Below are 20,562 nucleotides of genomic sequence, written 5' to 3'. Positions count from 1 at the left end.
GACTGTCTGTGGTCGGGTTGCCTCGATGCGGGTGTCGCGTTCACCGCGGCCGTTGCGTCGCTGTGGCCCAGATCACGGACCGGGAGTGCGTCATCGACCCGAGGGGAGCGAGTCGCGTCGATGAAGCGAGCGTCGCCCACAAGGGTGGCGTGCAGGGAGGAACACATGGACGGCGAACAGCACCGGTCCGAACTGTCCACCGGCCACCGGGTCACCTACCTGGTCGGCCAGCGCACCGGCAGGCGCCAGCTGTGCCGGCGCGGGGTGGTCACCGGAGCCCCGGTCACCGACGACGCGACCGCGGTCACCTGGGTCCCGGTCCAGGTCGACGGCCAGGCGAGAGACGCGGATCCGCAGTGGATCGCGGCCGACGCGATCATCGACGTGGTGAGCGCGTCATGAGCGCGGAACAGGCCGTGGCCACCCCGATCTTCGACGGCGTGGTCGCCGAGGCCGGGCTCGACTGGTCCGAAGAGGACGTTGCCCAGGGCGCGGCGGACGAGAAGCCCGGCTCGGGCAAATAGACACCGGCGGGCTCGTCCCAGCCGGAGATCGCACCGGACAGCTCCGGTGCGGTTTTCACGCGCCCGGGTGGGCTTAGGCCCGTTCGGGGTGCGTCCGATACTGCACTCGTCCGGGTGAACTGCGCGCGCCCGAATGCCGGTGAATGCTGCCCATTTCGCCCTCGCCGGACGCCCGTCAGCCCCTCCCGGGCCGCGTTCCGTCAGGTCTTCACCGCTTCGCCCAGAAGCACGCGAAGGATCAACGGCGCGCTTCTTCCAAATAACGCAGGACCGCGGTAACCCGCCGATCCGCGCTGTCGTCCGGTGCCAAATCCAGTTTCGCGAAAATGCTGCGAATATGTTTGTGGACCGCGCCGTCCGTCACCACGAGCCGTTCGGCGATAGCGCCATTCCCTAATCCCTCCGCCATCAGCGCCAGCACATCCCGTTCGCGCGGGCTGAGCCGTTCCAGCCCGGAATCCGCACGCGTCCGGGTCAGCAATTGCGCGACCACTTCCGGATCGATCGCCGTCCCGCCGCCGGCCACCCGGTTCAGCGCTTCCATGAACTCGGTGACCCGCCCGACGCGTTCCTTGAGCAGATACCCGAGCCGCGCGCTGCCGCTGCCGAGCAGGTCGGTCGCGAAGGCCTGCTCGACATACGCCGACAGCACCAGCACCGCCAGCCCCGGCCGCCGCCGCCGAGCCTCGACCGCCGCGACGATCCCCTCGTCGGTGTGCGTCGGCGGCATCCGGACGTCCACGACCGCAGTGTCCGGCTCGTGTTTGTCCACGGCAGCAAGGAAATCGGTCGGGTTGTCGGTGGTCGCGACGACCTCGAGGCCCTCGGCCCGCAGCAGCAGCGCGAGCCCTTCGCGCAGCAACGGGTCGTCCTCGGCGATCACAATCCGCATGGCAAACTCGCCGTCACAGTCGTCGGTCCGCCGACGGAGCTCGCCAGCGCAAAAGTTCCATCAAGCGCCTCGACTCGGCGCCGCATCCCACCGAGGCCCGAACCACCGGACTCCGCCGCACCACCACGGCCATCGTCGGTGATACGCAGGTGCAGCACGTCGTTCTCCCGCCGCAAAACCACCTCGACCCTGCTGGCACCGCTGTGCTTCGCGACGTTCGTAAGCGCCTCAGCAACCACGAAATACACCGACGCCTCCACCGAAACGGCATACCGCCCAGGCAGATCGGCGTCGATGGTGCACGGCACCGGACAGTCTGCGGCGAGCGCGGTCAGCGCGTCGGCGAGGCTTCGGTCGGCCAGCACGGGCGGCAGGATACTGCGCACCACCGCACGCAGTTCGGCGAGCGCGGTCTCGGTGGCGTCCTGCGCGCGGCCGAGGATTTCGTCGACGTCGGCCGAACCCCGGGCGGCTGCCCGGCGGGCCGCGCCTACCAGGACATTGACCGCGACCAGGCGGTTTTGCGTGCCGTCGTGCAGCGCGCGCTCGATGCGGCGCAGTTCGGCGGAATGCGCGTCGAGTGCGGCGGCGCGGGTGGCGGTGAGGTGGGCGATCCGGAGCGTGACGTCAGCGTCCGAGCCCGCGGGCAGCAGGCGTCGGCCGGGCAACGCCTGCAGCCGAGCCATCGCGGGCAGCAGCGCGACCGAGAGGAACGCCCACGCGACGCCGAGCAGGGACACCGGGAGCGCTTCCGCCAGGCTGTGCACCGGCCAGCCGAGTGACGCCGTCGCCTCGTCCGGCGGGAGCAGGTACCAGTAGAGCGGGAAAAGCCCGTCGCGCGCGGTGTTGAGCACGATCGTCAGCGCGATGAAGCCGAGCAGAAAGCCCGCCGCACCGTGGATCGCGACCCACAGCAGTTCGCGTTGCACCGTCCGCTCGCGCAGCGCCGCACCGAGCCGTTCGGGGCCCTGGCCGGGGCTGATGACGTCCGGTTTCATCGCGGTGAGCCGGATCCGTTCCCGGTCGGCGACCGCGTGCACGACGCGCAGCATCGGCCGGGCCAGCAGCAGACCGACGCCCACGAGGCTCAGCACCGCGACCACGGCCACGCCGAGCAGCACCAACAGCGCCAGCACCGAGGTGCCGATCCCGCCGACGAGGTGTTCCAGCGCGTCGAGAGCAGCCCGGACGCGCGCGGTCCACGGACGCGGCGTCGGTTCGCCTGCGGTTGCCATCGCACCTCCCACCCCGCCGAACCCTAGCCCAGAAATCCGCCCCGGCACCGCCTCGGAGCGAAGGAGTACAGCCTGCTGTACCTAGATCCTCCCGCGCACGGGATCGTTCTGGCGGGCCCCGGTTCGTAGCGTTCCCGGCATGACGAAATCACCTCCTCGAGCGCTGTTGTGGGGCGTGCTGGTGCTCAGCGCCGCAGCCAACGCGATCACCTCGGCCCTCGGCGTCAACCTGGTGCTGAGCACCGTTTTCGGCGTCGTCACCCTCGCCTCGGGCATCGCGCTCGTCGCGAACTACCGCACCCATCGCTGACTCGTCCACAAAGGACTATAATGACCGCCCTCGTCGCCCGACGCCCGATCACGGCTTTCTTCACGCTCGCCATCGCACTGAGCTGGCTCGCGTGGCTCCCTTATGTACTCTCGGACAATGGACTAGGCATCGTCCACTTCGGATTCCCGCCGTTACTCGGCACGACGCAAATCCTGGGCATGCTCCCCGGCGCGTACCTCGGCCCGATCTTCTCCGCGTTCATCGTCACCGCGCTCGCCGAAGGCCGTCCCGGGCTGCGCGCGTGGGCGGGTCGATTGCTGCGATGGCGGGTGAACTGGCGATGGTACGCACTCGCGCTCTTCGCTGTTCCCGTCGTGCTGACGCTCGCCAGCCTGCCGTTCGCCGGCGCGTTCCGGGCCCCTGCCGCGTCGCTGATCCTGGTGTGGGTCTTGGGTTTCGTGCTCCAGGTGCTCACCACCGGCCTCGCCGAAGAACCCGGCTGGCGCGATTTCGCCCTCCCGCATTTGCAGCCGAAGTACGGCCCGCTGCGCGGCACGCTGATCCTCGGGCCGCTGTGGGGCGTCTGGCATCTGCCGTTGTTCTTCACCGAATGGGGCCACTGGCCGAACGTGACGGTCTGGTCCGTGCTGGAGTTCGTCGGCACCGCGATCGCGATCAGCTTCGTGATGACCTGGGTGTTCAACCGCAGCGGCGAAAGCCTGCCGATCGCGCTGCTGCTGCACGCTGGGATCAACAACTACCTGTCCGTCGCCTGGTCCGAACTGTTCCCCAACGCGGATCCGAAAATCGCCGAGCACCTGCTGTTCGCCGCGTTCGCCGCCGCCGCGCTGATCGTGCTCGCCGCGACCAAGGGCCGTCTCGGCTACCTCAGTCCAGCGCGCGAACTCCAGGCCGTTCAGTAGTAAATCTGCCCGGGGACGCCGCCGCCGACCGCGATGGCGTCTCCGTTGATCGCCACGCTGCGCGGGGACGCCAGGAACGCCACCACGTCCGCCACCTCGGCCGCCGTCACCAGCCGACCAATGCTCACCCCGGCCGTGAGGCCTTTTTCCAGCTCCGCCACGGAAATCCCCCGCGCAGCGGCGATCTCGGCGAGCTTCTCCGGCGTCCGTTCAGTCACCGTGTAGCCCGGATGCACGACCGTCACGGCGATTCCCTGCGGCCCCAGTTCGTCGGCGAGATTCTTGGTCATCGCCGCGACCGCGACGTTGCGGATCGACCCGAACGTCGAACCGGCCAGCCGCGCGTTGAGCCCGCTGACGTTCACGATCCGGCCCCAGCCGCGCTCCCGCATCCCCGGCGCGAGCGCACGGGCGCACCGCAGGTAACCGAGCACCTTGGTCTCGATCTCGAGGCGCAGGTCTTCGTCCCGCAAGTCTTCAAGCGGCGTGCGGGCCCCGCTGGACGCCGGCGCCGCGCAGTTGACCAGGACGTCCGCCGCCCCGAACTCCGCCTTGACCCGCTCCGCCATCGCCGCGACGGCAGCGTCGTCGGTGGTGTCCGTCGGAACCGCGACCACCTTCGTGCCGTGCCTGCCGAGGCTTTCCTTCGCAGTGGCAAGGGCTTCGGTGTCCCGGGCGACGAGCGCGAGGTCAGCGCCCTCCGCCGCGAGCACCTCGGCAACCGCCAGCCCGATCCCGCGGTTGGCCCCCGTGACGACCGCGCACTTGCCCTTCAACCCCAGATCCACGGTTGCTCCCTGAACGTCAACGACGACGGCGAGGCTTGCCGCGCCCGCCGGACTTGGGCACGCTCCGGCGACGGTCCGGTTCGCGCTGCTTCTTCTTGGCCGGCGCCGCCTTGCCGGTCTTGGCTTGCGTTTCCTGCTGCCCGCGAGTGCTGTTCACCGTGCGCCCGCGAACGATGCCGATGAACTGCTCCACGAGGTCGCTGGTCTCGCCATCCGGCCAGGACAACGCGACGCGCGACTGCGGCGCGTCCTCGACCGGCCGGTACGTGAGATCACGCCGATGGTGCAACCGGGCAAGCGACTGCGGCACCATCAGCACGCCGACGCCCGCCGCCACCAGCTCGATCGCGTCGCCCGTCGTCTCGGGCCGCTCCAGGGCGGGCTTGCCAGGCAGCTGGTCCCACTCGAGCGAGTCGTCGAGCGGATGCAGCACGAGCTCGTCCGCGAGGTCCGCAATGGACACCTCGTCGGCCGCCGCGACCAGGTGATCCTTGGGAACGACGACCACCGTGGTCTCGGTGTAGAGCGGGATCGCATGCAGCCCGTCACGGTCGGCGGACAGCCGCAGCAGCGCCGCGTCCACCCCACCGTCGCGCACGACGCCCGCGGCCTCGGCAGCAGCGACCGCGACCAGGTCGAGCGGCACTTCGGGATTGCGTTCGCCCCAGATCCGGACCCACTTCGCGGGGGTCGCACCCGGAACGTAGGCGAGCCGGAACGCCGAGGCCTGGTCGGCTCCTGTCACGTGGCAAGGCTACCGGCGCGGGGTCGCCGGTTACGCTGGTGGGCATGACGGCGCAGAAGACCCCCCAGACCATGAAGCCGGCGACGGCAGCGAAGAAGCTGGGCGTCTACCTCGAAGCGACCCCCGCAGAGTTCCGCGCGGGCGCCGTCTCGCGCGACGAACTGAATGCACTTCAGAACGACCCGCCGGAATGGCTCCGCGACCTGCGCCGCAACGGCCCGCACCCGCGCCCGGTGGTAGCCGCGAAACTGGGAGTCTCCATCGGCGGCCTGGCCAGGGGCGGCGTCACCGAAGCCCTGACGACGGACCAGATCGAGGCCCTGAAAGCCGAAAACCCCACCTGGCTGCAACGCGAACGCGACACCCAAGCCGAAGTCCGCCGCGAAGCCGCGAGGCTGAACGCGGAGAAGAACGACTAGTCCGTCCACTTCGGACCTTCTTGCGCGCCCGTGTTGGTGCGTTACGTGGGGGCCCTGATTCCTTCAGGTTCCCCTCACGACTGTTTTCTGGCGCGCGTGAGGGACCCCTTCACGGACGCAGATTCCCTCAAGGAGCCCTTCACGGCCTTCGTCGCGGCGTCACGAAGTGCGTGAGGGGACCCCTCACAGACCCTGATTCCGTGAGGGTTCCCCTCACGACTGTTCCTCGCGCGCGTGAAGGACCCCTTCACGGCCCCAGGTTCCCTTCAAGGAGCCCTTCACGGCCTTCGTCGCGGCGTCACGAAGTGCGTGAGGGGACCCCTCACAGACCGTGATTCCGTGAGGGTTCCCCTCACGACCTCCCCACCGCTGCAACGCCGCGTTCGGTGCACCCCACGCACCCAACGCCACATTGGGTGCGCTGGATGCACCCAACGCCACATTCGGTGCGTCACATGCACCCAATGCCACATTGGGGCGCTATCCCCGCGACCGCAGGCCCCACCCGCGACCAGCCACCCAAACCACACGCACCAGCCGCAGCCCGCTCACCCAACAAATCCAGGCACCCAACCCACGCGCCCTAAACCGCAGCCGATGCACCCACCCATCGAGGCACCCAGCCCCTCCCCCGCACCCCGATACGAAGCCCATCTGCGGTCTGGGGGTGCTTGTCAAGGCATCTTTCCCGCCTTGACAAGCACCCCCAGACCGTCAGCACAATCAACCTTCGGGGTGCCCCACGCAACCAGGACGCGATGTCGCCGCCAGGCGACGAGAACTCACAACCACCCCCGCTCCTCAGCAACCCGAACCGCCCCCATCCGATTCCGGGCCCCGGTCTTGGCAATAGCCCCAGACAAATAATTCCGCACAGTCCCCTCAGACAAATACAAACTCCCCGCGATCTCCGCCACCGACCCCCCACCTCGAGCCGCGATCAGCACATCCCTTTCCCGAGCAGTCAACGGCGATTCCCCAGCAGCCAAAGTAGCCACCGCCAACGCCGGATCCACCACCCTCTCCCCCATCATCACCCGCCGAATAGCGTCCCCCAACGCCTCAGCAGGCGCGTCCTTGACCACAAACCCAACCGCCCCAGCCTCCATAGCCCGCCGCAAATACCCGGCCCGCCCGAACGTAGTCAAAACCACCACCCGGCACGAAGGCACCTGCTCAGCCAAAACCGCAGCCGCGGCCAACCCGTCCAACCCAGGCATCTCGATATCCAGCAACGCAACATCCGGCCGATGCTCAAGCGCCGCCCCCACCACCTCATCCCCCCGCCCGACCTGCGCAACCACCACAAAATCGTCCTCAAGATCAAGCAAGGTCCCCAACGCCTGCCGCACCAACGCCTGATCATCCGCGAGCAACAACCGAATAGTCACGCCACCGTCACCCGCAACCGCCACCCCCGAGGCCGCACCGGCCCCGCCTCCATCCGCCCGCCAGCAGCGACCACCCGATCCCGCAACCCGGATAACCCATTCCCGGCATCCGCAGCAGAACCAACACCGTCGTCACGAATTTCCACGGAAGAACCCGAAACAATCACCGCACAAGCGGCAGCCCGAGAATGCCGAACCACATTAGTCAACCCCTCCCGCACCACCCAGCCGAACAATTCCTGATGAGGCCCATCGACCGCAGAAGGAAAATCCGCACTAATCCCCGCCGCCCGCAACAATTCGCGCCCCCGAGCGAGCTCCCCGGCCAGCGTCACCTCCCGATACCCAGAAACCGCGGCCCGCACATCCGCCAACGCCTGCCGGGACAACTGCTCAACCTCACCGATCTCCTCGACCGCCCGCTCATCCCCCTTCACCGCGAGCCGCCGGGCAAGATTGCTCTTCACCGTGATCGCGGTGAGCGAATGCCCCAGGAGATCATGCAAATCCCGCGAAATCCGCGAGCGCTCGGCATCGGCGGCCAGTCGCTGCACCTCCGCCCGCGCCTGCACTAACGCCCGGTTCGCCCGCAGCGCCTCCGCGAACGCGACCACCACCAGCACGGTGAACACCAACGCCGCCGCCTGCGCCCACCCCGGGTCGGCCTGCCAAACCGCCCACGGCACCACCACAGTCGCCGCCGCGGCGATCGGCACGATGACCGCACCCCAGCGCGGCAACCTCGGAACCGCGAGCGAAACCACCACGGCGAGCAGGTAAAACGCGTTCGCCCGAGCGATCGGCAGCACGACGGCGAACAGCAGCGTCAACGCCCCGGTCAGGATCCAGAAAAACCGGCTTCGGAACTGGTAGGCGGCGATGGCCGCCCCGATGTAACAGGCGCAGAACGCCAGCAGCGCCACCACCGCCGCGGGCTGGCCGCCGGTTTGGGCGAGGACGATCAGCGGATACACCAGGAGGCCGGCGTCCAGCACGAGCCGGCGCCAGCCCAGTACCCAGCGTTGCGCGTCGGAATCGGGGCCGCGGTCCACGTCCGGCACGCTACTCGGAGAACAGCGAACGCACGTGCCGTCCGTTGACCAGGACGACCACCGCCAGCAACAGTGCCCCGCAGACGCCCTGCTCAAGCCGAACCCACAGCGGCAGAAAGCCCGGAATCGACACGATGACGACGATCGCGACCGTCATCACCGCCGACACGATCCGGAGCCGCAGCAGCCCTCGTTTCGACCCGCGAGCCGCGCTTCTCGCGAACAGGAACGTGAGCAGCGCGCTGGCCGCCACGATCGTGGCCCGGACCCAGACGACGTCGGTGACCATCGACGGGTCGTCGCGGAAGAGGAAGATCGCGCCGAGGGTGAGCACGCTCAGCGCCAGGTAAGCCCCGGTGAGGACGCGGACCGCCCTGATCCGGGGATGTTCGGAAACCGTTGCGGGACGGGAGTTCATGACTGTCCTTTCCGGACCGTTGAGCGGCCCGGAGGAGCCGGCGCCGCTTGCCCGTCCCATGGTGGGCGGACGGGCAAGCGAGCCGTAGTGTCACCGCGCACCGGTGCGCGATGACATTTGTCAGAACCCGGTCATCCGCGCCGTCAGCGGGCAGCCGTGAGCTTCGGCCCGATCGCCGCGCCGGCGATCACGAGCACCCCGCCGAGGATGAGCAGATACGCGCCGAGGCCGATTTTCGACAGGTCCTCGGAGAACATCGCGACGATCCCCGCGATGTGGAAGGCCAGCATGACGGTCGCCCGGCCCGCGAAGACGGTGCGGTACCACCAGAAGTTCGGCGGAGTGAGCTCCCGGCGGCGAATCCCGCTGAGCCAGTACGCCGACCTCTTCGTGCGCAGCGCGCCGAGCGTCCACGGGAGAGTGGACAGCAACGTCGCGGCGATCAGGAGGAAGGCGAGGAACCGCACGTACATCGCGGCGAAGCTGTCCATGCCGGACGTCATCTTGCTGAACGCGTCGATGAAGGTGACCGAGGCGGTTTGGGAGCCCAGGGTGAACGTGACCCAGGGGACGAACAGGGCGACGACCTCGAGGATCGCGCCGAGAACCACCGGGATCGCGCCGAGCCCCGGGGTGGTGAGCGGCTGGTTCTGGGGCAGGAAGCCCTGGCCGGGTGCGGCGTAACCGGCTCCCGGCTGCTGGGGCGGGTAGCCCGGCTGTTGTGCTGGATAACCCGGCTGGCCGGGGTAAGCCGCCTGACCGGGGTACGGCTGGCCCGGCTGGAACTGACCGGGTTGCGGTTGCGCCGGGTACTGCGCCTGCCCGGACTGTCCGGGGTACTGCCCCGGCTGCGGCTGTCCGGCCTGGCTCGGGTACGAGCCTGGCTGGCCCGGGAACTGCTGTCCGTAATGCGGAGACTGCCCGGCCTGCTGCGGATAACCCGGCTGAGTTCCGGGTTGCTGCGGATAACCGGCGCCCGGCGGAGGCGCCTGCCATCCCGGCGGGACCGCGCCCGGTTCCTGCGGCGTTCCCGGCTGCTCCTGTGGACCCCCTGAGGTGCTCATGGCCGCCGATGGTAACTGCCGCACCGACGCGGCGAACGGTGAAATTCCGGCTCGGCTATGACGAGTCCGCACAACGGGACCGATCGGTTCCCCGAACACCGCACAACCGGCCTGTTGACCAGGCCAACCACCGAAACCGAGCCCGGAGAGCCGGGACCGCCGAGCCGGACCCACGCTGCACACCCAAGCGCGCAGCGCGGGACCGGTCTCACCTCGGCGAAGTCACCGGGCAGCGCGCAGGATCAGGTCCGCCACCGCTTCCGGCTGCGAAACCAGCACCGCGTGCGAAGCGCCCTCCACCTCGACTACCTCCGCCTCCGCGCGTTCCGCCATGAAGCGCTGCGCCTCGGCGGGGATGTTCTTGTCCGCGGTCGGGATCAGGCTGTACACCGGCAAGTCCTTCCACGCCGGTGCGGGCGACGCTTCGTCCAGGGCCGCTGCCGCGATCGGGCGTTGGCCCGCTGCCATCAGGCTGGCCTGCGCGGCCGGGACGTCCGCCGCGAACTGCTGGTGGAACAGGTCTTGCCGGACGTAAAGGTCGACGCCGTTCGCCAGGGCGACCTGCTCCAACGTCTCACCCAGGGTCCCGCCGGGGAACTTGCCGGCCAGTTCGCCTGCGCTTTCGCCCTCGGCGGGGAGGAAGCCGGCGATGTAGACCAGCGCCCGCACCCCGGGGTGGCCCGCCGCGGCGGCCGAGATCACCGAGCCGCCGTAGGAGTGGCCGACCAGGACGATCGGGCCCTCGATGCTGTCGAGCAAAGACCGCACGGCGGCGGCGTCTTCGGCGACTCCGCGCAGCGGGTTCGCCGCCGCGATCACCCGGTGCCCGGCTGCTTGCAACCGCTCGATCTCCCCGTTCCAGCTGGACGAATCCGCGAACGCGCCGTGCACCAGAACGACAGTGGCAGTCATGAGGTCCTCCTCAGAGAAAGTTCCGAACGGGACCCACAGTACAACTAAGTTGTGCGCAATCAAGTTGTACTCAATGAGATCTGGGTCACGGCTCGCGGTAAGCCGTCGGCGGGGCGCCGAGCAGGCGGCTGAACATCGTCGTGAAGGCGGCGGGGCTTTCGTATCCGAGGGTGACCGCGACGTCGGCCACCGGAAGGTCCGCGGCCAGCAGCGGGAGTGCGTGCAGCACACACGCCCGCTCCCGCCAGCGGGCGAAGCTCAGGCCCGTTTCGGCGCGGAACAGCCGGTGCAGCGTCCGTTCGCTGACGTGCAGCTCCGCCGCCCAGCGAGACGGCGGATCGTGCACATCGGGAGCGTCCGAAAAGGACTGACACAGAGCACGCAAACCCTCGTGCCGCGGCCACGGAAGTTCGAGCGGCAGCGGTACGCAGCGAGAGATTTCGTGCAACAGAAGGGAAATCAGCGTGGCATCGCGCCCGCGGCGAGGGTATTCCGGGGCGACGTCCACGGCTTCCCGGAGCAATTCCCGCAGCAGCGGCGAGACGTCGACGGTCTGGCAGCGGCGCGGGAACCACGGCACGGCGGGCGGTTCCAGATACAGACTGCGCGTGGTCACGTTCATCATCACGACGCTGTGATCGGTTTCCGGCGGGATCAGCACCGCGCGCCGCGTCGGGACGGTCCAGGTCCCGTCTGCCGTTCCGACCCGCATCGCGCCGGTGGCCCCGTAAAGGAACTGCGCGCGGCGATGGCGATGCGGCGGCAGGAAGTGGTCCGGCGGGTAGTCCGTGCTGATCGCGAGCACGGCCCGCGGCAGGGCGTCGACCTCGGACAACGGAACGTTGCGCATGCCTCCAGAGTAGGTGTCCGATCCTCGAAAGAAGCTGGCGAATCTTCGGATGCGCGCCGCACCCGGCACGACCTACCTTGAAGCCAGTGTTGACCTCGATCCTGATTCTTCTGCTCTTCGGCTGCCTCAGCGGCGTCACGACCGTGCTGTTCGGCTTCGGCGGCGGATTCGTCACCGTGCCGGTGGTCGCGGCGGTCACGAGCCGCGGCGACGCGATGCATGTCGCGGTCGCGACGTCCACCGCGGTAATGGTGGTGAACGCGGTCAGCGCGACCGTCGTGCAAGCCAAGGCCGGACGCCTCCGTCGCGACTACATCTGGCCGCTCGCCGCGTTCGTCGCGATCGGTGCCGTCATCGGTTCGGTGGCCGCGACCTACGCGGGGGACGGACTGTTGCGCGTCCTGTTCATCGTCTACCTGGCAGTGACCATTGTGGACAGCCTGGTGCGCGGCGGATTCCTGAAGCCGCAAGGCGAAGCCAAACCGCTGAGCACGTTCACGACCACCGCGGGCGGCGTCGGAATCGGTGCGGTGGCGAGTTTTCTCGGGGTGGGCGGCAGCGTCATGACGGTGCCGTTGCTGCGCCGCAAAGGACTGCCGATGGCGGACGCGGCGGCGATGGCGAACCCGCTCAGCGTGCCCGTCGCGGTGGTGGCGACGGCGGTCTACGCGACAGCGGGCGGCGGGCCGTCGGGGTATCTCGACCCGATCGCGGGCGCGGCGCTGCTGGCCGGTTCACTGCCGACGATCGCACTCGTCCGGCGGGTCGCCGACCGGTTGCCGGACAAGGTGCACGCCGTCGCGTATGTGGTGCTGCTGGCGGCCGCACTGATCGCGGTCGCGGTCAGCTGAGCACCGACCGGACGGTGTCCTCGTCGCGCGCGACGACCGTGGTGCCGTCGTCGGCGGTGATGATCGGACGCTGGATCAGCTCCGGGTGCTCGGCGAGCGCGGCGATCCACCGTGGACGGTCTTCCGGGGTCCGGGACCAGGATTTCAGCTCGAGTTCACCGGCGATTTTCTCGCCGGTGCGGGTGATGTCCCACGGGTCGAGGCCGAGCCGGTCGAGCACCGCGACGAGCTCCGCCTCGGTCGGCGGATCCTCCAGGTAGCGGCGCACGGTGTACTCCGCGCCGGCCTCGTCGAGCAGCGACACCGCCGAGCGGCACTTGGAACAACGCGGGTTCACCCAGATCTCCACCCGCGCAGTCTAACCCGCGCGTTGTCGCGGGCGGAGTCCTTGGCGGGCAAGACTTCTGCGGTGCGTCCTGGATCACTTGCCCCGATCGGGTGGAACGGGCGTACCGTTCTTGCATGACCCTGCCGATTACCACCGACCGTCTCGTGATCCGGGACTGGACGGCTGACGACGCCGAAGCCGCGTATCAGATCTACGGCTCCTCCGACGTGACGCATTGGCTCACTCCCGCGATGGACCGGGTCGCGGACGCCGCTGCGATGCGGTCGGTGTTGCAGGCCTGGCAGGAGGCGCAGCCGAATCTGACCCCGCCGCGGGGGCGGTGGGCGGTGGAGCTGCGGTCTGACGGCCGGGTGATCGGAGGGTTGGGGATCCGGTTGCTGCCGCCCTATCGGGAGGATTTGGAGCTGAGCTGGCAGTTGCGGCCCGAGGAGTGGGGACACGGGTACGCGACCGAGGCCGGGCGGGCGTTGGTGGAGTGGGCGTTTTCCCAGGACGGGACTGATGAGTTGTTCGCGGTGGCGCGGCCTAGTAATTCCCGGGCTATTGCTACCGCGGAGCGGATCGGGATGTCTTGGGTTGGGGAGACTACTAAGTATTACGAGTTGAGGTTGCAGGTTTATCGGGTTCGGCGGGGGGATGTTGTTTGACGTTCGGCTCGTCGCCTGGCGGCGACATTGCTTTTTTGAGGGTGCGGTGGGGCACCCCGAAGCTTGATTGTGCTGACGGTCTGGGGTGGCTTGTCACGGCGGGATAGATGCCTTGACAAGCCACCCCAGACCGCAGGAGAGCTTCGTATCGGGGTGCGGGGGAGGGCTGGGTGCCTCGATTGTTGGGTGCACCGGTGCGGTTTAGGGCGCGTGGGTTGGGTCGGTCGTGAGGGGGACCCTGGGGGAATCTGGGGCTGTGAGGGTTCCCCTCACGACTGGTGTGCTGCGTCGAGGGCGTGGCTTGTCAGCGGGTTGCGGTGGCGGGGGTCCAGAGGGCGTCGATCTCTCGTTCTGCTGCGGAGAGGCTTTCTTCTGCGTGCGGGCGGAATTCCGCCAAAGCGGGGTTGACGTCTGCCATGGTGAATTCTGCTGTGATGAAGCGCGGTTCCAGGCCGGTCAGGGAAAGGCCGTGCGGTAGCCAGCCTTCTGCGTGGTCCCAGCCGTGCCTTGGGGTGCCTTCGCCGTAGCCTCCGCCACGGCTGGCCAGGACCAGGAGTTCTCGGCCGCCCAGGACTGACGGGTCCTCGCCGGCGGCGGCGATCATGCGGTCTACCCACGCTTTCACCGAGCTGGGGACGCCGTAGTTGTAGAGCGGGAGGCCCAGCAGCACGGTGTCTGCGGCCAGTACTTCCGCGGCCAGTTCTTCGCCGATTCGGGCGGCTTCGCGGTGGGCTGCGGTGTGCTCCGACGCGGGGGTGATGCGGGCTTCCCAGGCCAGCGGGTCCAGGTGCGGGACTGGGTTCGCGCCCAGATCTCGGTAGGTCACCGTTCCGTCTGGATGGGCGGCTTGCCAGGCCTGAGCCGCGCGTGCGCTGAGTTTGCGGCTCACCGAGCGGTCGCCGTTGATGCTGGAGTCGAGGTGCAGCAGGTGTGCCATGTCGATGACCGTCCGTAGATAGTTTGTGTAAGACAAACCATTTATAGCACGGCAGCTACCCCGACTGTCTCGTAGACTGGACACATGGCTCCGCTGCCGCTCGTCGCCCAGGCTCCGCGCAGGTCTGGTGCGTTGCTCGAGCACTTCGCGCGCCGGATCCGGCTGCGCGCGGAGAGCGTGCTCGCTCCGTTCGGGCTGCGGCCTCGGCATTTGATCGCCCTGACCGTCCTGCAGACCCGCGGTTCCAGCACCCAGCAGTCCCTCGCGCAGATCCTCGAGATGGACAGCACCAACGTCGTCGGCCTGCTCAACGACCTCGAGGCCGACCAGCTGATCGAGCGGCGTCGTTCGCCGGAGGACCGCAGGCGGCACGTCGTGGTGCTGACCGACCGGGGCGCGAAGGAGCTGGCCCGGGCCGAGGCGGCGCTCGCGGCGGTCGAGGACGAGGTCTTCGCGGCGCTCGATCCGGACCAGCGCGAGCAGCTCTACAACTTGCTGTTGCAAGCGGCTTCCGGAACGGTCGACAGCAGCTCCTGCACCGAGGAGCCTCCGCCGACCTGCTGACGGGAGGGGCAGCGAATGGACGGTGCCGCCGAGCGGCTGGCGAAGTACCGCGCCATGCGCAACTTCGCGAAGACCGACGAGCCGGCTGGTGCGAATGCTCCCAGGGAACCAGGCTACCGGTTCGTCGTGCAGCGGCATCGGGCGCGGCGGAAGCATTACGATTTCCGGCTCGAGCTCGGTGGCGTGCTGGTCAGCTGGGCGGTGCCGAAGGGGCCGACGCTCGATCCGAAGGCGCGGCGGATGGCCGTGCACGTCGAGGACCATCCGCTGGAGTACGCCGATTTCGAGGGCGTCATCCCGCGCGGCGAGTACGGCGGCGGCGACGTGATCGTGTGGGATCGCGGACGCTGGGAGCCGGTCGACACCGACGATCCCGAGCAGGCGCTCGCGGACGGGAACCTGCACTTCGACCTCTACGGCGAGAAACTGGCCGGGCGCTTCGTGCTGATCCGTCCGAAGAAGGACGACGACGGGAAACAGTGGTTCCTGCTGCACAAGCAGGATGACCACGCTACCGCGGGCTGGGACGCCGAGGACCATCCGAAGTCGGTGAAGAGCGGGCTCACCAATGACGAGATCGCGGCCGCTCCGCCCGCGTTGTGGCGGAGCGATCTGCCCGCGACCGAGGCGGAAGTGCCGTTGCACGCGGTGTTCGAGCCAGCATCCGAGGATGAACTCGAAGCGTTGAGCGAGCTGGGCAAGCAGGGCACGTGGACGGTCGCCGGGCGGCAGTTGAAGGTCACCAATCTCGACAAGACGTTGATCCCCGGCCGCGACGGCGAAGCGCCGATCACCAAACGGGAACTGATCGAGTACTACACCCGGATCGCGCCGACGATGCTCCCCTATCTCGCCGGCCGCGCGCTCAACACCAACCGGTTCCCCGGCGGCGTCGGCAAACCCGGGTTCTGGCACAAGGAAGTCCCCGACCACGCGCCGGAGTGGCTGCACCGCTGGCATTACGAGGCAGCCGACCCCGGCGACGTGCAGCAGTACCTCGTCCCCTCCGGCGTCGCGGATCTGGCCTGGCTGGCCAATTTCGCCGCGCTGGAACTGCATGCTTGGACATCGCGCACGTCCGACGTCGAGCATCCGACCTGGCTGCTGTTCGACATCGACCCCGGTTCGGAAACCTCGTTCGACGACGTGCTCGCGCTCGCCCGGCTGCACCGCACCGCGCTCGATCACTTCGGGCTGATCGGACGGCCGAAGACGACCGGGCAGCGCGGGATCCAGATTTGGGTGCCGATCGAGCCGCGGTATACGTACGCCGAGACCCGGTCGTGGGCGGAAACCGTGTCGAAGTCGATCGGCAAGATCGTGCCGGACCTGGTGAGCTGGGCGTGGCACAAGGACCGCCGCGGCGGGCTGGCGCGGCTCGACTACACGCAGAACGTGCTGAACAAAACCCTCGTCGCGCCCTACAGCGTGCGGCCGAAGCCGGGGGCGCCGGTGTCCGTCCCGCTGGAGTGGGACGAACTCGACGACCCCGACCTCACTCCGGATCGATGGACGATCCGGACGGTGCTCGATCGCGTGGCGAAGGCGGGAGATCCGTTCGCGCAGCTGCTTGACGTGCACCAACGCCTGCCGCAGCTGTCGTGAAAATCCCGGCCGCGGCCACGACAGCGAAGCCGATCAGCAGGTAGCGCGCGGACGTCGCCATCGACGGCGCGCCCAAGTTCACCAGCAGACCCGCGATCGACGCACCGAACGCGGTCGCCATCGTGAGCACGGTCGCGATCGCCGCGGCCGCTTGCTGACCGCCGGCCATCGCGGCGACCGACAGGTGCGGCATGGCGATGCCGATCCCGGTGCCACCGGCGAGGAGGACGACCAGCCAAGCCAGCACTGACGCGTTTTCCCGCTGCAGCAAGGCGAGTACGACGAACGCGGCCGCCAGCAGCGTCGGTCCGGCCAGGCAGAGCAGCCGGACGCGACGGGCCGAGGAGCTGACGATCTGCCCGGCGGACCAGCCGAACGACAACGCGGCGGAGAAGAAACCCGCTGCGGCAGGCAGCAATCCGCCGAGAAGCTGGCCGAACAGCGGCAGGAACGACTCGACCGAAACTCCGGCGGCGAGGCACATGATGGTCAGGTAGATCCATCGCAGCGGCGAGCCGGAATAGGTCTCCGCGGGCAGCACCCGTACTACGGCGCGCTTCTCGACGAGCAGAAACGCCGCCACGAAACCGAATCCCAGCACGATGAACACGGCCATCGCGACGACGTTGGTCAAGATTCCGGCGATGCTCACCGCTCCGACCGCGCCCACGACAGCTACCAGTGCGAAGGTCGGCACCGGGGTCGACTCGCCGCTCCGTTCGCTGCGTGGGAGCGCCCGCGGCACCAAGGCCGCGATCACGACCGCCGCGCCAGCCAGCACGACGAACGCCGCTCGCCACGAACCGAATTGCGCGAACAACCCGCCGAGCGCCGGGCCGACGAGGTTGCCGACGCCGAACATCGCCGAGATCAACGCACTCCCCCGCGCCCACAAATGCCTCGGCAACGCCGAGTGAATCACCGCGAACCCAAGTCCGGTCAACAATCCGGCACCCAAGCCCTGCAGTCCGCGTCCGGCCAGCAGCACCGGCATCGCCGGGCTCACCGCGCAGACCACCGAGCCCGCCGCGAAAACGCCGAACCCGAGGTAGTACGCCGTCGCGTTGCCGAGTCGCGCGAGCGCCCGGCTGACGAACATGGTCGCGACGACCTGCGCGACCAGGAACGCCGTCATGTTCCACGCGTAAAGCCGCTCCCCGCCGATGTCGGCGACCGCGGTCGGCAAAAGGCTTGCTGCCACATAGATGTTGACCGCACCGACCAGTACGCCGCCGGCCAGCACGACCGCGGTGCGGAAATGCGCTCCCAATTGGCGCCACGAACCCACTTGCTTCTCCTCCCGGATGCTGTGCGGTCGCATCATGTCCGGGCGGGAGACCCCGGTAATCAGACAAATCAGACGTGAACTGGGTCACACTTTGGTGAGCACCACCAGGTAGCGGCACTGCTCAGCGCTGGCGTTCTCGTACGCGCAGTCGACCGGTCGGCCGAGCTGGAGACAGTCGCCCGCGGCGAGTTCGTGCACGATTTCGCCTTCATGGAACCGCAGCCGGCCGGACAGGACCCAGATCTGGTGATCGGCGAAGGCGTAGGAGCTGGCCGGAAATCCGGCTTTCGCGCCGGGCGGCAGTTCGACTTCCACCAGCTCGGTAGCCCCGTGTCCAGGCGGCGAGACCGCGCGGCGCACATAGCCGGTGACCGGATCCTGCCAGGTCGGCTGATCCTCACGACGCGCGAGGCGGCGGTCGTCGTCGCCCTCCGCACGGGCGATGAGCTCGGACAGCGTGAGCCCGAGCGCGGTGGCGAGCCGGCTCAGCAGCACGGCCGTCGGCTGCGCTTCGCCGCGTTCGATTTTCCCGATCATGGCACGGGAAACTCCGGAACGTTCGGCGAGCACGCCCGCGGACAGCGCGCGGTCCTGCCGGGCTTCGCGCACCGCCGCGGCGAGCGAGGCGGAGAGGGGATCGGTCACAGTGGTCGACTATAGCAGCGGATCGTGTCTACTATCGGGGACATGTTGATCCGACCTGCCGAGGAACGGGACGCCGAGGCGTGCGCGGCGATCTACGCGCCGTACGTCCGGGACACCACGATCAGCTTCGAGACCGAACCTCCGACACCGACGGAGATGGCCGCCCGGATCGCGAAGGCGACGAAGTCGTACGCGTGGCTGGTGCTGGAAATCGACGGCGAGGTGGTCGGGTACGCGTACGGCAGCCCGTACAAGGAGCGCGCCGCCTACCGTTGGTCGTGCGAGGTCAGCGTCTACCTGGCGCAGGATCGTCGGCGCGCGGGTGGCGGGAAAGCCTTGTACGAAGCCCTTTTCGCCCGGCTCGCCGAACGCGGCTTCCGGATGGCGGTGGCTGGCATGACCCAGCCGAACGAACCCAGCGTCGGGCTGCACAAGGCGATGGGCTTCGAACTCGTCGGGACCTGGCGGCGGATCGGCTGGAAACACGGTGCCTGGCGCGATGTCACCTGGATGCAGAAGGAGCTCGTGCCCGCCTCGGACGAGCCGCCGGAGGAGACCTCGTGAGTGGCGATGCCGGTTAGAACCGGCATCGCCACTCACGAGCCCAAGTCGAGTTCCTCGATGTCGTTCTCCAGCCGGGCGCGCCAGGACCACTTCGGTTCCGTCCAGTCGGTGTCCGACGGCGGCGGCTCGCCCAGCGGCAGCGCGGGATCGACCACGCCGTGCGTCACCCGGTAGGCCAGCGCGGACGTCGCCGCGCGGATCCACTTGTCCCCCGCCGCACCGGACGGCGGCGCGACTCCGAACGCGTGCGTGAACCACACCGGCAGCAACGCGCTCGACCCGATCGCGTCGGTGATCCGCTCGCGCAGCCGGGAATGCAGCTCTTCCCAATCCCGTTCGCACTTCTCGATCTGCGGCAGCACGCGGGTCCGCGTCACCTCGTCCGCGGCCAGAACCTGTTGCGCCGCTTCGGCATCCTGCTGCGCGGCGGGCAGCTGGCGATCCAGCACGCCGCGCCGTCGAGCGACCACTTCGGACAGTCGCGACTCCGCGTCGTCCCGTTCCGGCGTGCCACGCTCGGCTTTCGCCAGCACCTCCAGCACGGCGATCAGCGCTTCTTCGCTCTGCGCCAGCACTTCCCGTGCCTGCGGCAGCCGCGCGACGTCCTCTTCGTACGGCCGGCGCTGGCTCGGCGTGAGCAGCTGCGCGGCCAGACTGTGCCGCCGCTCCGCCTCCGCGGCGAGCTGCCGCAGCCGCGGGCCGACGTCGTCCAGGTCGACCACCGGCACCTTCTCCGACACCCGGACCGCGCGTTCGAGCACCAGCAACCGCTGCCGGAGCCGTTCGAGCTGCCGGGCCGTGTGGTCCAGCCGGGTTTCGTGCCGGGAATGGGTTTCGGTGAACGACTCGACCGTCTCGCGCAGTTCGGAAAGCTCGCGGACGGTGCGGTTTTCCAGATCGTCGACGGTCTCCTGCATCCCGCCGACGGTGTCGGTGAGGGCGACCAGTTCCGGATCGGCCTCTGGCCCCTCCTCGGCGGGGTAGTACTCGGTGTCGCGGTAGTACTCGGAGTAGGTCACCGCGCCTCCTGCACCAGAAACGCCACGGTCGCCACTGTGGTGATCGCGGCCAGGACGACCACGATCGGCTGGGCGGTCGGCCCGGTCCCGATGAGCGCGGCCGCGGTGAAGATCGCGGCCAGCGCCCCGCTGTACGCGGCACGCTGCCGCCGGTTGACCATCAGCGGCGTCGGCCCGAGCGGCCCGAACGCGATCCGCAATCCGGCGCCCAGCAGCGGCAACGCGAGCAGCAGCCAGACCGCGTTGAGCGCGCCGAACAGCATCATCGCCCCGCTCACCATCCCGACCGCGACGGGCGCGACCGCCAGGTACAACGTCGTCCGCTGCACCTTCCCGCGCTTCGCCTCCAACCGGGCGAGCCGCACCTGCTCGACGGCCGCGTCGACCTCCTTCTCGGTGCTCAGCAGCGCCTCCGCCCGCTCGACCAAGGCGTCGAGCGTCTGCGTGCGTTCGTCTTCCGCCTGGTCCGGCAGCTGCGCCAGACCCGCACGAAGCTCGCGGCGGAGCGCGGACGCGCGCGCCATCACGTGGTCGCGCTGGTCCTCGGCAGGCGTAGTCACCTGGCCACTGTAGGTACGAAGCGTGCTGAACCCGGGGAACGACGCGACT

26 protein-coding genes are annotated in these 20,562 nt (G+C 68.9%); 10 read left to right on the top strand and 16 right to left on the bottom strand.

Annotated elements, in window-relative coordinates; translation table 11 throughout:
* Positions 1–165 precede the first annotated feature (165 nt).
* Together EIZ45_RS13340 and EIZ45_RS47350 are read left to right on the top strand one after the other, a co-directional pair.
* Positions 166–402, top strand: coding sequence for a hypothetical protein (locus tag EIZ45_RS13340; protein WP_037820561.1), 237 nt, complete (start codon positions 166–168; stop codon positions 400–402).
* Complete coding sequence (locus tag EIZ45_RS47350) at positions 399–524, top strand: hypothetical protein (protein ID WP_255443149.1); 126 nt, start codon at positions 399–401, stop codon at positions 522–524. Before EIZ45_RS13340 ends, EIZ45_RS47350 begins: the two co-directional genes overlap by 4 nt.
* Positions 525–762: 238 nt before the next feature.
* On the opposite strand, the gene EIZ45_RS13335 is transcribed toward EIZ45_RS47350, so the two are convergent.
* On the bottom strand, positions 763–1,416 hold the full coding sequence (locus tag EIZ45_RS13335) for a response regulator transcription factor (protein ID WP_134663313.1): 654 nt from the start codon (positions 1,414–1,416) through the stop codon (positions 763–765).
* Entirely contained in the window at positions 1,404–2,651 is a 1,248-nt protein-coding gene (locus EIZ45_RS13330) for a sensor domain-containing protein (RefSeq protein ID WP_134663314.1), read from the bottom strand. Before EIZ45_RS13330 ends, EIZ45_RS13335 begins: the two co-directional genes overlap by 13 nt.
* A 139-nt stretch (positions 2,652–2,790) precedes the next feature.
* Between EIZ45_RS13330 and EIZ45_RS46110 the strand changes: the two genes are divergently transcribed.
* Positions 2,791–2,961: a hypothetical protein gene (locus EIZ45_RS46110; protein ID WP_158691536.1), complete on the top strand. Its 171-nt coding sequence runs from the start codon at positions 2,791–2,793 to the stop codon at positions 2,959–2,961.
* A 20-nt stretch (positions 2,962–2,981) separates the two neighbouring features.
* Positions 2,982–3,845, top strand: coding sequence for a CPBP family intramembrane glutamic endopeptidase (locus tag EIZ45_RS13325; protein WP_134663315.1), 864 nt, complete (start codon positions 2,982–2,984; stop codon positions 3,843–3,845).
* On the opposite strand, the gene EIZ45_RS13320 is transcribed toward EIZ45_RS13325, so the two are convergent.
* Together EIZ45_RS13320 and EIZ45_RS13315 are read right to left on the bottom strand one after the other, a co-directional pair.
* A complete protein-coding gene (locus EIZ45_RS13320) occupies positions 3,839–4,633 on the bottom strand; it encodes an SDR family NAD(P)-dependent oxidoreductase (RefSeq protein WP_134663316.1) in 795 nt (264 codons plus the stop codon). The genes EIZ45_RS13325 and EIZ45_RS13320 overlap by 7 nt on opposite strands.
* 16 nt (positions 4,634–4,649) lie before the next feature.
* The gene (locus EIZ45_RS13315) at positions 4,650–5,378 is read right to left on the bottom strand and encodes a LysR family substrate-binding domain-containing protein (protein ID WP_134663317.1); all 729 of its coding nucleotides are present in this window, start codon (positions 5,376–5,378) and stop codon (positions 4,650–4,652) included.
* A 44-nt stretch (positions 5,379–5,422) separates the two neighbouring features.
* On the opposite strand from EIZ45_RS13315, the gene EIZ45_RS13310 reads away from it, so the two are divergent.
* Positions 5,423–5,797, top strand: coding sequence for a DUF5997 family protein (locus EIZ45_RS13310; RefSeq protein ID WP_134663318.1), 375 nt, complete (start codon positions 5,423–5,425; stop codon positions 5,795–5,797).
* Positions 5,798–6,579: 782 nt separating this feature from the next.
* Here the strand turns inward: EIZ45_RS13310 and EIZ45_RS13305 are convergent.
* The 6 genes from EIZ45_RS13305 to EIZ45_RS13280 all read right to left on the bottom strand — a co-directional run bounded on the left by EIZ45_RS13305 (position 6,580) and on the right by EIZ45_RS13280 (position 11,484).
* Positions 6,580–7,188 carry a response regulator transcription factor gene (locus EIZ45_RS13305; RefSeq protein WP_037818406.1) on the bottom strand — a complete coding sequence of 203 codons (609 nt, stop codon included), beginning with the start codon at positions 7,186–7,188 and terminating at the stop codon, positions 6,580–6,582.
* Positions 7,185–8,114: a sensor histidine kinase gene (locus EIZ45_RS13300; RefSeq protein WP_240690647.1), complete on the bottom strand. Its 930-nt coding sequence runs from the start codon at positions 8,112–8,114 to the stop codon at positions 7,185–7,187. Before EIZ45_RS13300 ends, EIZ45_RS13305 begins: the two co-directional genes overlap by 4 nt.
* 136 nt (positions 8,115–8,250) lie before the next feature.
* Positions 8,251–8,658, bottom strand: a complete 408-nt coding sequence (locus EIZ45_RS13295; RefSeq protein ID WP_134663320.1) for a hypothetical protein — start codon at positions 8,656–8,658, stop codon at positions 8,251–8,253.
* 143 nt (positions 8,659–8,801) lie between these two features.
* Positions 8,802–9,722, bottom strand: a complete 921-nt coding sequence (locus EIZ45_RS13290) for a hypothetical protein (RefSeq protein ID WP_134663321.1) — start codon at positions 9,720–9,722, stop codon at positions 8,802–8,804.
* A 222-nt stretch (positions 9,723–9,944) separates the two neighbouring features.
* Positions 9,945–10,634: an alpha/beta fold hydrolase gene (locus EIZ45_RS13285; protein ID WP_134663322.1), complete on the bottom strand. Its 690-nt coding sequence runs from the start codon at positions 10,632–10,634 to the stop codon at positions 9,945–9,947.
* Positions 10,635–10,719: 85 nt separating this feature from the next.
* Positions 10,720–11,484 carry a helix-turn-helix transcriptional regulator gene (locus EIZ45_RS13280; RefSeq protein WP_134663323.1) on the bottom strand — a complete coding sequence of 255 codons (765 nt, stop codon included), beginning with the start codon at positions 11,482–11,484 and terminating at the stop codon, positions 10,720–10,722.
* 86 nt (positions 11,485–11,570) lie between these two features.
* Between EIZ45_RS13280 and EIZ45_RS13275 the strand changes: the two genes are divergently transcribed.
* Positions 11,571–12,335: a sulfite exporter TauE/SafE family protein gene (locus tag EIZ45_RS13275; RefSeq protein WP_134663324.1), complete on the top strand. Its 765-nt coding sequence runs from the start codon at positions 11,571–11,573 to the stop codon at positions 12,333–12,335.
* On the opposite strand, the gene EIZ45_RS13270 is transcribed toward EIZ45_RS13275, so the two are convergent.
* Positions 12,328–12,684 carry an ArsC/Spx/MgsR family protein gene (locus EIZ45_RS13270; RefSeq protein ID WP_037818400.1) on the bottom strand — a complete coding sequence of 119 codons (357 nt, stop codon included), beginning with the start codon at positions 12,682–12,684 and terminating at the stop codon, positions 12,328–12,330. The genes EIZ45_RS13275 and EIZ45_RS13270 overlap by 8 nt on opposite strands.
* 113 nt (positions 12,685–12,797) lie before the next feature.
* On the opposite strand from EIZ45_RS13270, the gene EIZ45_RS13265 reads away from it, so the two are divergent.
* Positions 12,798–13,331, top strand: a complete 534-nt coding sequence (locus EIZ45_RS13265; RefSeq protein WP_134663325.1) for a GNAT family N-acetyltransferase — start codon at positions 12,798–12,800, stop codon at positions 13,329–13,331.
* A 304-nt stretch (positions 13,332–13,635) separates the two neighbouring features.
* Here EIZ45_RS13265 and EIZ45_RS13260 read toward each other — a convergent pair whose 3' ends face one another.
* Positions 13,636–14,268, bottom strand: a complete 633-nt coding sequence (locus EIZ45_RS13260; RefSeq protein ID WP_134663326.1) for an FMN-dependent NADH-azoreductase — start codon at positions 14,266–14,268, stop codon at positions 13,636–13,638.
* A gap of 84 nt (positions 14,269–14,352) precedes the next feature.
* On the opposite strand from EIZ45_RS13260, the gene EIZ45_RS13255 reads away from it, so the two are divergent.
* Complete coding sequence (locus tag EIZ45_RS13255) at positions 14,353–14,832, top strand: MarR family winged helix-turn-helix transcriptional regulator (protein WP_037818398.1); 480 nt, start codon at positions 14,353–14,355, stop codon at positions 14,830–14,832.
* 15 nt (positions 14,833–14,847) lie between these two features.
* Positions 14,848–16,437 (top strand): DNA polymerase domain-containing protein, encoded by a 1,590-nt coding sequence (locus EIZ45_RS13250; RefSeq protein WP_134663327.1) that lies wholly within the window; start codon positions 14,848–14,850, stop codon positions 16,435–16,437.
* Here EIZ45_RS13250 and EIZ45_RS13245 read toward each other — a convergent pair.
* Together EIZ45_RS13245 and EIZ45_RS13240 are read right to left on the bottom strand one after the other, a co-directional pair.
* Positions 16,328–17,785, bottom strand: a complete 1,458-nt coding sequence (locus tag EIZ45_RS13245; protein WP_255443161.1) for an MFS transporter — start codon at positions 17,783–17,785, stop codon at positions 16,328–16,330. The genes EIZ45_RS13250 and EIZ45_RS13245 overlap by 110 nt on opposite strands.
* Positions 17,786–17,809: 24 nt before the next feature.
* Positions 17,810–18,370, bottom strand: coding sequence for an XRE family transcriptional regulator (locus tag EIZ45_RS13240; RefSeq protein WP_043839474.1), 561 nt, complete (start codon positions 18,368–18,370; stop codon positions 17,810–17,812).
* A gap of 42 nt (positions 18,371–18,412) precedes the next feature.
* Between EIZ45_RS13240 and EIZ45_RS13235 the strand changes: the two genes are divergently transcribed.
* Positions 18,413–18,934, top strand: a complete 522-nt coding sequence (locus tag EIZ45_RS13235) for an arsinothricin resistance N-acetyltransferase ArsN1 family B (RefSeq protein WP_043839475.1) — start codon at positions 18,413–18,415, stop codon at positions 18,932–18,934.
* Positions 18,935–18,966: 32 nt separating this feature from the next.
* Here the strand turns inward: EIZ45_RS13235 and EIZ45_RS13230 are convergent, their stop codons facing one another.
* Together EIZ45_RS13230 and EIZ45_RS13225 are read right to left on the bottom strand one after the other, a co-directional pair.
* The gene (locus EIZ45_RS13230; protein WP_134663328.1) at positions 18,967–19,953 is read right to left on the bottom strand and encodes a hypothetical protein; all 987 of its coding nucleotides are present in this window, start codon (positions 19,951–19,953) and stop codon (positions 18,967–18,969) included.
* Positions 19,950–20,513, bottom strand: coding sequence for a hypothetical protein (locus EIZ45_RS13225; protein WP_134663329.1), 564 nt, complete (start codon positions 20,511–20,513; stop codon positions 19,950–19,952). Before EIZ45_RS13225 ends, EIZ45_RS13230 begins: the two co-directional genes overlap by 4 nt.
* Positions 20,514–20,562 lie beyond the last annotated feature (49 nt).

The organism is Amycolatopsis sp. CFH S0740, from assembly GCF_004522315.1.
Taxonomy (GTDB): Bacteria; Actinomycetota; Actinomycetes; order Mycobacteriales; family Pseudonocardiaceae; genus Amycolatopsis; species Amycolatopsis nivea.
The sequence above is the reverse complement of the archived record's forward strand: the minus strand, read 5'-3'. Positions and strand labels throughout refer to the sequence as shown.

Bases quoted from the DNA above. Each gene is read 5' to 3' on its own strand.
- EIZ45_RS13340 (WP_037820561.1), top strand. From the start codon at position 166: ATGGACGGCGAACAGCACCGGTCCGAACTGTCCACCGGCCACCGGGTC.
- EIZ45_RS47350 (WP_255443149.1), top strand. From the start codon at position 399: ATGAGCGCGGAACAGGCCGTGGCCACCCCGATCTTCGACGGCGTGGTC.
- EIZ45_RS13335 (WP_134663313.1), bottom strand. From the start codon at position 1,416: ATGCGGATTGTGATCGCCGAGGACGACCCGTTGCTGCGCGAAGGGCTC.
- EIZ45_RS13330 (WP_134663314.1), bottom strand. From the start codon at position 2,651: ATGGCAACCGCAGGCGAACCGACGCCGCGTCCGTGGACCGCGCGCGTC.
- EIZ45_RS46110 (WP_158691536.1), top strand. From the start codon at position 2,791: ATGACGAAATCACCTCCTCGAGCGCTGTTGTGGGGCGTGCTGGTGCTC.
- EIZ45_RS13325 (WP_134663315.1), top strand. From the start codon at position 2,982: ATGACCGCCCTCGTCGCCCGACGCCCGATCACGGCTTTCTTCACGCTC.
- EIZ45_RS13310 (WP_134663318.1), top strand. From the start codon at position 5,423: ATGACGGCGCAGAAGACCCCCCAGACCATGAAGCCGGCGACGGCAGCG.
- EIZ45_RS13295 (WP_134663320.1), bottom strand. From the start codon at position 8,658: ATGAACTCCCGTCCCGCAACGGTTTCCGAACATCCCCGGATCAGGGCG.
- EIZ45_RS13290 (WP_134663321.1), bottom strand. From the start codon at position 9,722: ATGAGCACCTCAGGGGGTCCACAGGAGCAGCCGGGAACGCCGCAGGAA.
- EIZ45_RS13285 (WP_134663322.1), bottom strand. From the start codon at position 10,634: ATGACTGCCACTGTCGTTCTGGTGCACGGCGCGTTCGCGGATTCGTCC.
- EIZ45_RS13280 (WP_134663323.1), bottom strand. From the start codon at position 11,484: ATGCGCAACGTTCCGTTGTCCGAGGTCGACGCCCTGCCGCGGGCCGTG.
- EIZ45_RS13265 (WP_134663325.1), top strand. From the start codon at position 12,798: ATGACCCTGCCGATTACCACCGACCGTCTCGTGATCCGGGACTGGACG.
- EIZ45_RS13260 (WP_134663326.1), bottom strand. From the start codon at position 14,268: ATGGCACACCTGCTGCACCTCGACTCCAGCATCAACGGCGACCGCTCG.
- EIZ45_RS13255 (WP_037818398.1), top strand. From the start codon at position 14,353: ATGGCTCCGCTGCCGCTCGTCGCCCAGGCTCCGCGCAGGTCTGGTGCG.
- EIZ45_RS13250 (WP_134663327.1), top strand. From the start codon at position 14,848: ATGGACGGTGCCGCCGAGCGGCTGGCGAAGTACCGCGCCATGCGCAAC.
- EIZ45_RS13235 (WP_043839475.1), top strand. From the start codon at position 18,413: ATGTTGATCCGACCTGCCGAGGAACGGGACGCCGAGGCGTGCGCGGCG.